This window comes from Kitasatospora sp. NPDC094028 (assembly GCF_049543595.1).
Classification (GTDB): domain Bacteria; phylum Actinomycetota; class Actinomycetes; order Streptomycetales; family Streptomycetaceae; genus Kitasatospora.
The window spans coordinates 51,674-63,597 of the sequence record NZ_JBMVFA010000021.1 but is presented as its reverse complement, the minus strand read 5'-3'; the positions used below and the strand labels follow the sequence as shown (position 1 = coordinate 63,597).

Below are 11,924 nucleotides of genomic sequence, written 5' to 3'. Positions count from 1 at the left end.
ATCACCGCCCGCCCTCGCGCCCGAGACCGCGGTCCGGCGCGCCCATGTCCCCGGTCCCGGGCACGCCCTCGACGCGCCCGTAGCGCAGGTACACGGTGCCCTGCGGACCGCCCGCCGGCGGCTCCAGCAGCGTCAGGCTGGTGGGCACCGCGCCGGCGTCGAGCACCTTCTTGCCGACGCCGAGCACGATCGGGTGCACCCACAGGTCGAGGCGGTCGAACAACCGCTCCCGCAGCAGGGTCTGCACCAGGTCCAGGCTGCCGACGACCCGCACCTGCCCGTGCCGCTCCCGGATCTCGCGCACGGCGCCGGCCAGGTCCGGGCCCAGCCGCACCGACCCGGCCCACGGCAGGTCGGGCGTGCCGCGCGAGGCCACGTACTTGGGGACGCGGTTGAACAGCTCGGCGATCTCCCCGTCCTTCTGCTGCGGCCAGTACGCGGCGAAGATGTCGTAGGTGCGCCGCCCCAGCAGCAGCGCGTCCGTGCCCTCGTACGCGGCCTGGATCTGCGCCCCGGTGACCTCGTTCAGCAGGGGCACCTGCCAGCCCCCGAACGGGAACCCTTCCGGGTCCTCGTCCGGCCCGCCGGGTGCCTGCCCGACGAGGTCGAGGGTCGTGAACAGCTCGATCCGAATGAGGCCCATGCCGTGCTCCCGATGAATGGATCCGTCCCCCGTCGAGAGGTAGACCCTGCGGGACCGGAAAACTCATCGCCGCGCCGGCACCCGGTTCCCCGCACCTTCGCGCAGGGCTCGCGGGCGCACCCCACCGAATCGACGAAGATCGTCCGGTTCTCCTGTCCTGCGCGGATGTCCGACAGCACAGCCCCCGACCCTGCTCTTCGGCCTCTGACCCACCGCGCCGCCGTGCGCCCGCGCTCAGACGACGGCGACGACGAGCAGGACGGCCGCGAGCAGCAGGACCAGGGTCAGCGCGGGCACCCCGGGGCGCCCGTCCGGCCGGGCGGAGCGTTGGCGCCGCCAACTCCCCGCAACGGCTAGCCTGCTGCGCATGCCGCCCACCCACCCCGCAAGCCCGGCCCGCACCACCCTCGACCGCCTGCTCGCGCTCGGCTCACTGCCCGCCGCGGCGGCCGTCCTCACCGGGACGAACGCGCTCTACCTGCTGCTCGTCGTCCTCGGGAACGTCACCGACTTCGCCACCAACCAGCACTTCGTCCAGCACGTCCTGGCCATGGACACCACCTTCCACGACAAGCACCTGATGTGGCGCGCCATCACCTCACCCGGCCTGCAGAACACGGCCTACGTCGCGATCATCGCCTGGGAGGCGCTCAGCGCCCTGGTGCTGACGGCGGGCACGCTCGCCTGGTGGCTGCGGCCGCAGCTGGCGCGCCGGCTCAGCAGCCTCGGACTGCTGCTGATGCTGCTGCTCTTCGGCGCCGGATTCATCGGGATCGGCGGCGAGTGGTTCGCCATGTGGCAGTCGAAGACGTGGAACGGCCTGGACGCGGCGATCCGCAACGTCACCCTGGCGGGACTGGCCCTGGTGGTGGTGAACCTGCCGCCCCGCGCCCCCGCCCCGCCGCAGTGAGACGCCCCGCACCGGCCCCGGCGCCGACTTCTCGCAAGCCGGCGCCCGAACGGCGCGGGGCGAACCGTCACGCGAAGCGCGAACTGCGCACCGGCCCCGAGGAGTTGACCCGGTCGCGCGGGCCCGCGGCCGGCCAGCCGACCGCGCCGGCCGCGCGGGCGGCGAACGCCGTCAGGACGCCGTCCGCATCGGGCGGGGCCTGGCCGTCGCCCTCCGGGGCCCTCGGCGCGGCGGCCAGGATCGCCTCGGCGAGCTCCTCGGCCGAACGCCGGTCCGGCTCGGCCTCCACCGCTTCGCCGTCCTCGCCGAACTGCAGCCCGGACTCCCACGGGGCGTTCACGATCTGCCCCAGCAGGGTGCAGACGTCGGCCGTCACGGCCGGCGGGTCGGTCCAGCATGTGGCGTGCTCGAAGAGCAACTGGCCCGGCGCCCGCTCGTGCAGCTGCGCCACCTCGCCGGGATCGCACTCGGTCAGGTCGTACGCGACCACCAGCACGTCCGCCGCACCCGGCCCGTCCGGCGCGCCCGGCCGGAACGGCGCCGCCGGTACGCCGAGCAGCCGCGCCGCCGCCAGCCCGAGCGCCCGGCTGCCGCGGTCGGCCAGCAGGGCGACCGAGGCGGGCTTGCGGCCGGTGGCGGCCAGCACGGCGAGCAGCCGCTCCAGACCGTGGCGGCAGTGCTCGAAGTCGTCCTGCAGGTAGGCCCAGCGGCCGGTCATGCCCTGGTCGAACCCGTGCGGCGACAAGGTGGTGAGCAGGCCGCCGGTGAGCACGTAGTGCCAGCCGCGCAGGTCCCGCTCGTCCGCCGGCGGCAGGGCCGCGGCCCGCTCCAGCATCCGCCCGATCCGCTGCCCCGGGCCCACCCAGATCCCCTCGGGGGCCGACATCGCCCCGTACACCTCCCGGGCCAGGGACAGCCGGCCGCTCATCAGGGCGTTGTAGACCGTCAGGTACCGCTCCGGCCAGTCGCCGAGCAGCGCGTCGTGCTCGCGCAGCACGGCCAGGGCCTCGGCGTGCCGCTCGCAGCCCTCCAGGGCGGAGACCAGCTCCAGCAGTACCTTGCGCAGGCCCGGCTGCTCGGCGGCCTGCGCCTTGGGCTTGCGGCGGAACAGACCGGTGCGCGCCGCGGCGGCGGGCGGCGCCTGGACCAGCCGCAGCGCCTCCCGCAGCGCCGGGACGGCCACCGCGTCGATGCCGCGCTCGACGCAGGCGTAGCCGTACGTGTAGAGCCGGCCGGCGTCCGCGGGCCCGGCCGCCAGCGCTGTCGAAGCCTGCGCCAGGTCCTCGAAACCGGCGCCCCTGGCCAACGCGGCCACCAGCGGCGCGACATCGGCGGGCGGGAGCCGGTCGGCGGCGGAGCGCAGCAGCCGCATCGCTGCCTGCGGGTCGCCGGACTCGAGGAGCTCCCGGGCTTCGGACAGTTCGGTGGCCATGTGTCTCCGGGGGTTCGGGGGTGTCAGGACCTCAGGATGATCGTCGACCGACCGCCGCCCGGGCAACCGCGTTTCCCCCTCGGCGGCCCCACCGCCCCGGGACGGGCCGCGAAAACCAGTTGCCCGCACCGCCGATCGCCCGGCACAGTGGGCCCAACGCACCACAGACCCCCAGGAAGGAGCGAGACCGTGCACACCACCACCCGTGTCCCGTCGTATCGGCGCTCCTCCAGTCCCCGGCCCACCGGGACGTCCTCGTAACGCGCTGACCGGCGTTCCGCCGGCCGCCCCGGGGACCACGTCCCGCCCGGGCGGCCCGTCTGCGCGCGTGCCGCCCCGAACCACAGCACCAGGAGAGTTGGCCGAGTGGTAAGGCAGCGGCTTGCTAAGCCGTCGTCGGGGTCACACCCGCGCGCGTTCGATCCGCGCACTCTCCGCCAAGGGCGAGCTGGGCACTGGAGAGCCCAAGGGTCTGTAACACCCCCGCTTCGGCTGTGGCGGTTCGAATCCGCCCTCGCCCACCGACCGCCCACCAACCCCCGCGCCCCCTCACCCCTTGGCGCGCGCCACCCGCGCCACGAGGAGCAGGAACAGCCCGCACCCGGCCACCAGGACCCACCCCGGACGCGAGGCCGACGCCAACTGCGCCGGCCCGGCATGCGCGACCAGCGCGCCGGCCAGGGCGATACCGAGCGCGGAGCCGACCTGCCGCGCGGTGGACGTGATCGCGCCCGCCACCCCCGCCCGGGCCGGCGGCAGCCCGCCGACCGCGGTGTCGGTGATCGGCGCGTTGGCGAAGCCGAAACCGACACCGATGAGCAGATAGGCACCCAGCAGCAGAACCACACTCGTGTCCCGGTCCAGCCCGACCAGGCACAGCCCGCCGGCCAGGAGGAAACCACCGGCCAGGGCCAGCGGCAGCCGCGGCCCGAGACGACCGACCAGACGGCCCGACCACGGAGCGCACACCGTCGCACCGACCGCCATCGGCAGCGTCGCCGCCCCGGCGGCCAACGGCGTGAACCCCCGAGCGTGCTGCAAATACAGCGTATTCAGCAGCAACGTCACGTTCAGGGCGACGAAGACCGCCACCGCCCCCAGCACCGCACCGCCGAACAACGGACCGCGAAACAGCCGCAGATCCATCAGCGGATCGGACCGACGCGACTCCACCCGCACGAACGCGACCACCGCCACGCACACGAGCGCGTACGCGGCCAGAGCGAGCGGCGACCCCCAGCCGATCCGCGGACCCTCGATCAGCGCACCCACACCGACCGCGATCGCCACCGTCAGCAACACCTGCCCCGGCACGTCGAGCCGCCGCGCCCGCACCCCCCGCGACTCCGGCACCAGCACCGCACTGAGCACCAGCGCGACCACGATCACCGGAACGTTCACCCAGAACAACGACCGCCAGCCCAGCCCCGCCAGCAGCGCGCCACCGGTGACCGGGCCCACCGCCATGCTCAGCCCGAAGACCGACGCCCACACACCGATCGCCCGCGCCCGCTCCCGCGGATCCGGCATCACGTTCACCACGATCGCCAGCGCCACCGGACCGAGCATCGACGCACCCACACCCTGAACGGCCCGGGCCGCCACCAGCCAGCCCACCGAAGGCGCCACCGCACACACCACCGACGCCGCACCGAACACCGCCAGCCCGCACCGGAACACCCGCCGCCGCCCGAACCGGTCCGCCACCGCACCCGAGGAGATCAACAGCCCGGCCAGCACGACGGTGTACGCATCCACCGTCCACTCCAGACCGCGCACCCCCACGCCCAGGCTGCGCCCGATCGCGGGCAGGCCCACATTCACGACGGTGGTGTCCAGACCCACCAGGAACATGCTCAGGCAGCACACCGCCAGCACCGTCCACCGCCTTCGCGCACTCAGAACAGGCCGAACGGGGTGGGTCATCGTCGCGGTCAAGGGTCCGCCTCTCGCCTCCGGGAGCACCAACCCGGCCAGGCTCCGGCAGACCGACCACCACCGACCAGCATTTTTGCGAAGACCGCAAACGAGTCCAGACTGAACGACGTGGACGCAGAACTGGAACAGATCCTCGACGGCATCGGCCCCCGGCTGCGCGCCCTGCGCCGCGACCGAGCACTCACCCTGGAAGCGCTGGCCACCACGACCGGAATCTCGATCAGCACGCTCTCCCGCCTCGAATCAGGCCACCGCCGCCCGACCCTGGACCTGCTCATCCCCCTCGCCCGCGCACACCGCGTCCCCCTCGACCAACTCGTGGCCGCCCCGGCCACCGGCGACCCCCGCGTCCACCTCACACCCCTGCGCAAGGACCACGGCAGCATCCTCGTCCCCCTGACCCCATACCCGGGCCGGGTCCAGGTGTTCAAACAGATCCTGGCGCCCCGCGAACCGAAACCCGTCACCCACCAGGGCTACGAGTGGCTCTACGTCCTCGCCGGCGAGCTGCGCCTGATCCTCGGCGACCACGAACACACGCTCCACCCCGGCGAAGCGGCCGAGTTCGACACCGGCGAGCCGCACTGGTTCGGCCCGGCAGGCAGCACCGCCGTCGAGATCCTCCACCTCTTCGCGCCCCACGGCGACCAGCCCGCCGTCCGCACCCACCCCGGGCGCCCGGCCTCGCCCTGACCCGCAGCACCCGGCCCGGTCACTCGCCGGCGTGCGCGAGGGTGTCCGTGACGAGGGTCGTCCGCGGGCGGCGTTGATCGGACGTCAACACGCGGCTGCTCTGCTGGGACCAGCACCGCGCGGGGCACGCTGCGCGCAACCACACACCAACTCGTCGGAGTTCGGACATGAATGACACCCCCATCCACGCACGCACGGCGCTGCCGGCGCTGGAGACCGCTCTCGTACGGCTGCGGGACCACCGCGCCGACGACCTCGCCGCCATGCGCTCGGTCTGGGGCGACGCGGACGGGATGCGCCACCTGTCGACCGGCGTGATGGACGACACCCGGATCCGGCGCAAGCTCGCCCAGGCCATCGCGACCGCCGCTGAAGTGCCGCGCCGCCACTACCAGTTGGCCGCCTGCCTGCGGGGCGACGACCAGCCGGTCGGGGGCATCCGCCTCGACGTCGAGGACGCGACCACCGGTTACGCCGGCGTCCTCACCATGGCCCGGCACCTGCGCGGCACCGGGTGCGCCACCGACATCGGCCGGCTCATGCTCGAACTCGCCTTCGCCGGGCTCGGTCTCACCCGGGTGTGGAGCATGACGTCCGTGGAGAACAGCGAGGCCGTCCGTGCGATCACGCGCTTCGGTTTCACGCCCATCGGCGAGACCGAGCGGTACTTCCCGGAGGCCGACGTCACCATGCGCCTGGTGGTCATGGAGGTGCTCGCGGACGCCTGGCGTGCCACGCCCGTTCCGGACGGCCCCCGCTCCGGCTGACCCCGACCGGTCAGACCGCGACGGCCGCACCGGTCCGCGCTCCGGACGATCCCTGGGCCTGAACTCGGGTCACTGGCCCTGGCCGGCGCTCCCCATCGGGCCGATCTTCACCGGCGCCCCGCTGCCGTCCGTGACGGGCAGCGAGCCGGCGCCCGGCCAGGGCAGGGTGACCGACTGGGTCTCGTCCGGCGGGGTCACCACCAGGCCGGTGATCCGCACGCCGGTGCCGCCCGAGGTGTTGGCCGGGTAACTGATGCCGAAGTAGGTCGACTTGCCGTTCGCCACGATGCCCGCGACGACCGGTTCGCCGGAGCGCTTCGCGGACACCGTGCCCGCGGAGGTCTTCAGGTCGACGCCCGCGTACCCGGAGAGCGCGCAGTCCTTGCCGCTGTGGTTCTTCAGCTCGACCACGACGGTGTTCTCGGCGTCGCCGGTGACGGTGCGCTCCGCGGCCGTGATGGTCAGGTCCGCGGTCCGGCACTTGGCGCTCTTCCCGGCCCCGGCGGAGCCGGCTGGCGCGGTGGTGGGCGCCGTGCTGCCCTTCCCCGTCCCGCCCGAAGCCGGAGTGCCCTTGCCCGCCCCGCCGGTGGCCGGACCGCCGCCGGGGGCGGCCCCGGTGGACGCGGTCGGCGCCGCGGTCGGGGCTCCCTGCGCGCTGCCCGCCTGGTCGTCCTGGCAGGCGGTGAGCGAGAGGGCGGCGGCGACGGCCAGGACGGCGAAGGCGGGCTTGCGGACGCGCACGGTGTTCTCCTCCGGGTGGGACGGGCAGGGCCCGGTGCTCGGTGCGAGCGGGTTTCCGAAGACCGGGACCGCCCTCCCGCACGAACCGTTCCGCCCGGGCCGCCCCCAGGACAGTGCTGTGACACGTACGGCCGCGAACCACCCCCGCCCTGGCCCGCCGCACCGTGCCGCACCCCGCCGCCGACCTGCCCGAACACCGGCCCGCACCGCCGACGCGCACCGCCGCCGCGCACCGCCGACGCCGCCCGCCGCCGGTACAGACCCGTGACCCGCACGGTCTTGACCTTCCCTCGGAAACCCCCGGTCGCCGGCCGCCGGTACGTCGCGAGCCGGTCACCGGCCGGCGGTGCTACCAGTTGGCCCACAGGAGGTTCCAGCCGCCGAGGCCGTTGTCGGGGGCGACGGTCTTCTCCTTGGTGTTCACGACCGTGACGACGTCGCCGATCAGCGAACTGTTGAAGAACGACCCGGCGGGGGAGGAGTCGCTGCCGCCCTCCACGTCCTTGAGCGAGACGCAGCCGTGACTGGTGTTGGCCTTGCCGAACGGGTCGCCCTTGTACCAGTAGTTCCCGTGGAGGTAGGTGCCGCTCCTCGTCAGCCGCATCGCGTGGGGGGCGGCGGGGATGTCGTACTCACTGCCCATGCCGACGGTCTGGGAGTTCATGTGGGTGACCTTCTCCTTGGACATGACGACCATGGTTCCGCCCCAGGAGGGGTGCTTGTCGTCGCCGAGGGTGGCGGGCACGGTGGTGGCCTTTCCGTCCCGCCTGACCGTCATCAGGTGCGTGGCGGCGTCCGCGGTGGAGACCTGCGAGCGGCCGATGACGAACGGCTCGTCCTTGTCGACGTCGCCCCAGACGCCGGGGGCGACGTCGACGTTCTTCAGCCGGTAGTGGACGGTGACCCTGGTACCCGGCTTCCAGTACTGCGCCGGGCGGAAGTCGATCCGGTCGTCGCCGAACCAGTGGCCCTTCACCTCGGTGCCGTCGCTCGTCTCGAAGGTGATGGCCTTGGCGACGGCCTCCTTGTTGACGACCCTGCTGCTGAAGTCCACCTTGACGATCATGCCCACGCCGTAGGTCTGGCCGTCGGCGATGTTGTCGTTGGTGGACACCTGCTTGCCGGGGGAGACGGTGGTGAAGGCGCTGGTGGCCGCGGAGACCAGGCCGTCGGCGTCCTTCGCCTGGGCGTTCACCGTGTACGTCGTGCCGGGGGCGAGCGCGGCGGCGGGCTTCCAGCCGGTGCCGTCCGGGGTGATCGAGCCCTGGACGGGCCTGCCGTCCTTGTCGGTCACGTCGACGGCGGTGAGCCTGCCGTGCGAGACGGTCACCTGCAGCGCGGTCGGTGCGACCGCCCGGGCCCCGTCCTTGGGCTCCACGTCCAGTACCGCGGCCGACGTCCTCGGCGTCGCCGCGTCGGCGCCCGCCCCGCCGGGCGTGCCGGACGGGGTGCCGGACGCGGCGGTGTCGGAGGCGGGGGTGTCGGCGCTCTTGCCCTGGCCGTCCCCGCAGGCCGCGGACATCAGCAGGACCCCGCCCATCGCCAGTGCCACCGCGCCGCGGTGGAGACGGTCGTTGGTGCGTATCGCGGCCCGGGCCGCCCGAACAGTGCTCACAGTTGCTCCCTCTCGGTGTTCGCCGTCAGCTTGCGAGCCGGTCCGTCCCCGCCGCAACGGTGGGACGGCGATCAGGGACGCGGGGACGTCCCTGCCCCATGTGAGCTGGGAAGACGTAACCTTCCTGGGACGCGGCGAGGGGCGCCGGGAGAGCGTGGCCGATGCCGTCGGCCACCTCGGGGGAACCGGGGGACGGCCTGCGGCGTGCTTGCCTGCCGGAGCCGGGGAACGGGTGGAGGAACAGTGCCAGAGGGGAACGGCGAGTTGAGGGAGTCGGATGGGGTGGCGCGGCTGCTCCAGGAGCTGAAGAGCCGCTCGGGCCTCAGCTACGGCGCGCTGGCCAAGCGGCTGCACGTGAGCACGTCGGCCCTGCACCGCTACTGCAACGGCGACGTGATTCCGGTGGAGTTCGACCCGCTGGAGCGCCTCGCGCGGCTGTGCGGGGCGACCCAGGAGGAACGCGCCGAGCTCTACCGGCTGTGGGGCATCGCCCACGCCGCGCGAGGCACCCGGCAGACGCCCGCACCCGCCGGGCCCGCGGCACCGCAGACCCCCACGACACCGGCACCGGCACCGACACCGGCACCGGCACCGACACCGGCGCCGACCCCGGCACCGGCCACAGGGGGAGTCGGCGAGGACGAGAGGCCCACCCCGGCGCACACCCCCGCAACGCCGCCGCCGCCTCGGCGGCGGCGGAGCGTACTGGCCGCCGTGACGGCCGTCGTGGTGCTCACCACCATCGGGGCCGTCGCCACCGGTCTCAAGACCCACCGGGCCGGTGACCCGGCGTCCGCCCCCACACCCGCGGCCGGCGCCGCGGCCCAGGGCACGGGCGCCCCGATCACCGTCGCGGTCCGCCCGTCCCTCCGGGACGCCGAGTGCGACCGGTACCTGGTCGACCGTCCGCCGTCGGACGTCCCCCGCCCGCCCGCGGTGGTGGACGTCCCCGCCTGGGTCTCCGAGGTCGGCGCGGTCCCCGGCCACTACCAGTCGATCGAGCTCACCGTGCAAGGCACCAGCAGCGACACCGTGGTGCTGACCGCCCTCAACGTCCGCATCGTCCGGACCGCGGCCCCACTGGCCTGGAACGCCTACTCCATGGCCGACGGCTGCGGCGGCGGAGTCGACGTCCACTCCTTCGACCTCGACCTGGACGCGGCCCGCCCCCGTCCGGTCGTACCCGAGGGCGGCACCGGCCTGCCGGTCAAGGTGAGCGAGCGGGACCCGGAAGTCATCGAGGTCAACGCCGAGACCACCTCCCACGACGTCAGCTGGTACCTGGAGCTGGAGTGGTCCAGCGGCAACCGGACCGGCACCCTGTCCATCGGCCCGACCGAGGGCGCGTCGTTCCGCACCAGCGCGGTCAAGGGCCGGCCGCTGTACCGCTACCCGACCGGCGGGAAGGCCTGGGAACCGAGCCCCTTCCAGAAGTGACGGCCGGGCAGCGTACCCGCCCCCCACCGGAGCGCCTCGTCGTCGGCTGCGCCGCGGTGCCGTGCCCGTACGGGCGGTTCCTGCGGGCTCCCGGTCAACGCCGGAGGCCGAGCAGCTCGGCCGTCTCGGCGCGCCGGTTCCAGGCGATGACGGCCAGCGGCACCATGAACAGGAACGGGGTCCCGGCGTTCTCCCCGTGCATCGCGGTGAGCTGGGCGACGAACGCGAAGGCCAGGAAGACGATGAGTGCCGTCGCGGCGGGCCCGGCCAGCCGCCCGACCAGCAGGCCGACCGCCCCGGCCAGCTCCACCAGCCCGGTCAGGTACATGAACCAGTGACCCCAGCCGATGGCGTCGAAGACGGTCGTGGCGGCGGGGAGCGCGAGCAGCTTGGGCAGCGCGCTGGCCAGGGCGAAGAAGAGCGCGAGCAGGATCCGCAGCGTCCAGACCGACCGGACGACGGCCTTGCTGGACTTCATGGCGATGACGGTGCTGGACATTTCAGGTCTCCCGGGGCGGCTGTCGTTGCGTACTCGGGTATGACCGCCGCCACCGTCCGAACTCATCGGTCCGGCGAGAAGAAGTTTCCCGGGCCTCGGCCGATGGGCCCCGCCCCCCCGCCGCCGCCCGCCGCCGGTACGGACCCGCGACCCGGACGGCCTTGACCTTCCCTCAGGCGCCCCTGGTCAGCTGGGCACCCGGTTGTCGGTCGCCAGCACGTCGCCCGGCACCGCCGAGCCCACCCGGCGCCGCAGCGCGCCGATCGCCGGATCGGAGATCGACACCGTGAGCCGGTACAGCGGCTGACCGGTCGTGCTGTTGTGCGCGTCGGTCGGCGCCACCAGCCGCTGCTGGACGGCGAACCCGTCGAAGCCCGGGCACAGGGCCGCGGCCGGGAGGGTCACCTGCACGGAGGCGCCGCCCTCCGGCCCGACGCGGACGGTGCCACCCGCGCCGGACGGGGCGTCGTCCTCGTGCGTGACCGGCAGGCCGTGGGCCCCGCCGACCAGGCCGTCCGGGCCCTCGATCTCCACCGCCACGCCCTGCGGACCGAGCGGCGCGGACAGGTCCAGCGCGCGGCTGCCGGAGCCCGGACCGAGCAGCAGGCCGATGGTGAAGTGCCCGGGGTCCGTCGCCGAGTTCCGCGAGAACCCGTAGGAGCCGAGGACGAGTTGCGGCCCCGGCGGTGCGGCGTCCGGCTCCGGTCCGGCGTCGAAGGTGAAGGCCGCGGGCGCCGGCTCGAAGTGGTGGAAGCCCTTGGCGCCGCACCTGGAGCCGTCGAAGACCCCGCCGCCGGGCAGCGCGACGTCCACGGCCGGCCGGGGCGAAGCGGGCACGGCCCGCGGGCTGCGCGGTGCCGGACCGTCCCAGTTCACCAGAGCGGCCGGGTCCGCCCCGACCGCGACGGCCGGCCCCTCGACGAGCCCACGCTCCTGCGGGTCGGCCACGCCTACGAGCAGACCCGGCCCGCCCGGGCACTCGCCACAGCGGCCTGAGCGCCGGGCCGGGGCCATCCGCGGCGCCCCGGTGATGCGTCGAGTCGTGTTCCCGGGCCGGGAGTTCACGGGTCGGCCGAGAACTGCCGGACGGCGTGGGAGGGGGAGAGGCCCGGCCCCGGGTATCAGCCACCGAGCTCAGCGCCGCGCGCCCCGCCCTTGCGGACCATGCGGGTGTTGTCGGTCGACCGGGATGCCGGGGCTGTGGGGCGCAAAACCGTTCGCCCCGGCGTTCGGGCGGCGGGCATGATCG

Annotated in this window: 12 protein-coding genes and 2 tRNA genes; 6 read left to right on the top strand and 8 right to left on the bottom strand. The window is 74.2% G+C overall.

The genetic code is table 11. The annotated features are described in order from the left end of the window. Window position 1: 1 nt before the first annotated feature. Both ACPC54_RS27070 and ACPC54_RS27065 read right to left on the bottom strand, forming a co-directional pair. Window positions 2-643, bottom strand: a complete 642-nt coding sequence (locus ACPC54_RS27070; protein WP_498968423.1) for a dihydrofolate reductase family protein — start codon at window positions 641-643, stop codon at window positions 2-4. Between the two features lie 234 nt (window positions 644-877). Further along, a complete protein-coding gene (locus ACPC54_RS27065; RefSeq protein WP_498968422.1) occupies window positions 878-1,012 on the bottom strand; it encodes a hypothetical protein in 135 nt (44 codons plus the stop codon). Between ACPC54_RS27065 and ACPC54_RS27060 the strand changes: the two genes are divergently transcribed. Next, window positions 1,011-1,553, top strand: a complete 543-nt coding sequence (locus ACPC54_RS27060) for a DUF2165 domain-containing protein (protein ID WP_498968421.1) — start codon at window positions 1,011-1,013, stop codon at window positions 1,551-1,553. The genes ACPC54_RS27065 and ACPC54_RS27060 overlap by 2 nt on opposite strands. Before the next feature lie 67 nt (window positions 1,554-1,620). On the opposite strand, the gene ACPC54_RS27055 is transcribed toward ACPC54_RS27060, so the two are convergent. Beyond that, the gene (locus ACPC54_RS27055) at window positions 1,621-2,985 is read right to left on the bottom strand and encodes a hypothetical protein (RefSeq protein ID WP_498968419.1); all 1,365 of its coding nucleotides are present in this window, start codon (window positions 2,983-2,985) and stop codon (window positions 1,621-1,623) included. A gap of 352 nt (window positions 2,986-3,337) precedes the next feature. Between ACPC54_RS27055 and ACPC54_RS27050 the strand changes: the two genes are divergently transcribed. Continuing rightward, a tRNA-Ser gene (locus tag ACPC54_RS27050) sits at window positions 3,338-3,425 on the top strand. Window position 3,426: 1 nt separating this feature from the next. After that, window positions 3,427-3,506, top strand: a tRNA-Tyr gene (locus tag ACPC54_RS27045). Between the two features lie 28 nt (window positions 3,507-3,534). Here ACPC54_RS27045 and ACPC54_RS27040 read toward each other — a convergent pair. Next, window positions 3,535-4,923: an MFS transporter gene (locus tag ACPC54_RS27040; RefSeq protein ID WP_498968418.1), complete on the bottom strand. Its 1,389-nt coding sequence runs from the start codon at window positions 4,921-4,923 to the stop codon at window positions 3,535-3,537. 108 nt (window positions 4,924-5,031) lie between these two features. Here ACPC54_RS27040 and ACPC54_RS27035 point away from each other — a divergent pair, with 108 nt between their 5' ends. Continuing rightward, entirely contained in the window at window positions 5,032-5,616 is a 585-nt protein-coding gene (locus ACPC54_RS27035; RefSeq protein WP_498968416.1) for a helix-turn-helix domain-containing protein, read from the top strand. A 167-nt stretch (window positions 5,617-5,783) separates the two neighbouring features. After that, entirely contained in the window at window positions 5,784-6,383 is a 600-nt protein-coding gene (locus ACPC54_RS27030; RefSeq protein WP_498968415.1) for a GNAT family N-acetyltransferase, read from the top strand. Between the two features lie 69 nt (window positions 6,384-6,452). Here ACPC54_RS27030 and ACPC54_RS27025 read toward each other — a convergent pair whose 3' ends face one another. Beyond that, window positions 6,453-7,124 (bottom strand): DUF4232 domain-containing protein, encoded by a 672-nt coding sequence (locus tag ACPC54_RS27025; protein ID WP_498968413.1) that lies wholly within the window; start codon window positions 7,122-7,124, stop codon window positions 6,453-6,455. Window positions 7,125-7,473: 349 nt separating this feature from the next. Beyond that, entirely contained in the window at window positions 7,474-8,739 is a 1,266-nt protein-coding gene (locus tag ACPC54_RS27020; RefSeq protein ID WP_498968411.1) for a L,D-transpeptidase, read from the bottom strand. Between the two features lie 264 nt (window positions 8,740-9,003). On the opposite strand from ACPC54_RS27020, the gene ACPC54_RS27015 reads away from it, so the two are divergent. Next, window positions 9,004-10,176 (top strand): helix-turn-helix domain-containing protein, encoded by a 1,173-nt coding sequence (locus ACPC54_RS27015; RefSeq protein ID WP_498968409.1) that lies wholly within the window; start codon window positions 9,004-9,006, stop codon window positions 10,174-10,176. Window positions 10,177-10,270: 94 nt separating this feature from the next. On the opposite strand, the gene ACPC54_RS27010 is transcribed toward ACPC54_RS27015, so the two are convergent. Next, a complete protein-coding gene (locus tag ACPC54_RS27010) occupies window positions 10,271-10,675 on the bottom strand; it encodes a DoxX family protein (protein WP_498968407.1) in 405 nt (134 codons plus the stop codon). Between the two features lie 186 nt (window positions 10,676-10,861). After that, the gene (locus tag ACPC54_RS27005; protein ID WP_498968533.1) at window positions 10,862-11,623 is read right to left on the bottom strand and encodes a hypothetical protein; all 762 of its coding nucleotides are present in this window, start codon (window positions 11,621-11,623) and stop codon (window positions 10,862-10,864) included. Window positions 11,624-11,924 lie beyond the last annotated feature (301 nt).

Bases quoted from the DNA above. Each gene is read 5' to 3' on its own strand.
- ACPC54_RS27070 (WP_498968423.1), bottom strand. From the start codon at position 643: ATGGGCCTCATTCGGATCGAGCTGTTCACGACCCTCGACCTCGTCGGG.
- ACPC54_RS27065 (WP_498968422.1), bottom strand. From the start codon at position 1,012: ATGCGCAGCAGGCTAGCCGTTGCGGGGAGTTGGCGGCGCCAACGCTCC.
- ACPC54_RS27055 (WP_498968419.1), bottom strand. From the start codon at position 2,985: ATGGCCACCGAACTGTCCGAAGCCCGGGAGCTCCTCGAGTCCGGCGAC.
- ACPC54_RS27030 (WP_498968415.1), top strand. From the start codon at position 5,784: ATGAATGACACCCCCATCCACGCACGCACGGCGCTGCCGGCGCTGGAG.
- ACPC54_RS27060 (WP_498968421.1), top strand. From the start codon at position 1,011: ATGCCGCCCACCCACCCCGCAAGCCCGGCCCGCACCACCCTCGACCGC.
- ACPC54_RS27010 (WP_498968407.1), bottom strand. From the start codon at position 10,675: ATGTCCAGCACCGTCATCGCCATGAAGTCCAGCAAGGCCGTCGTCCGG.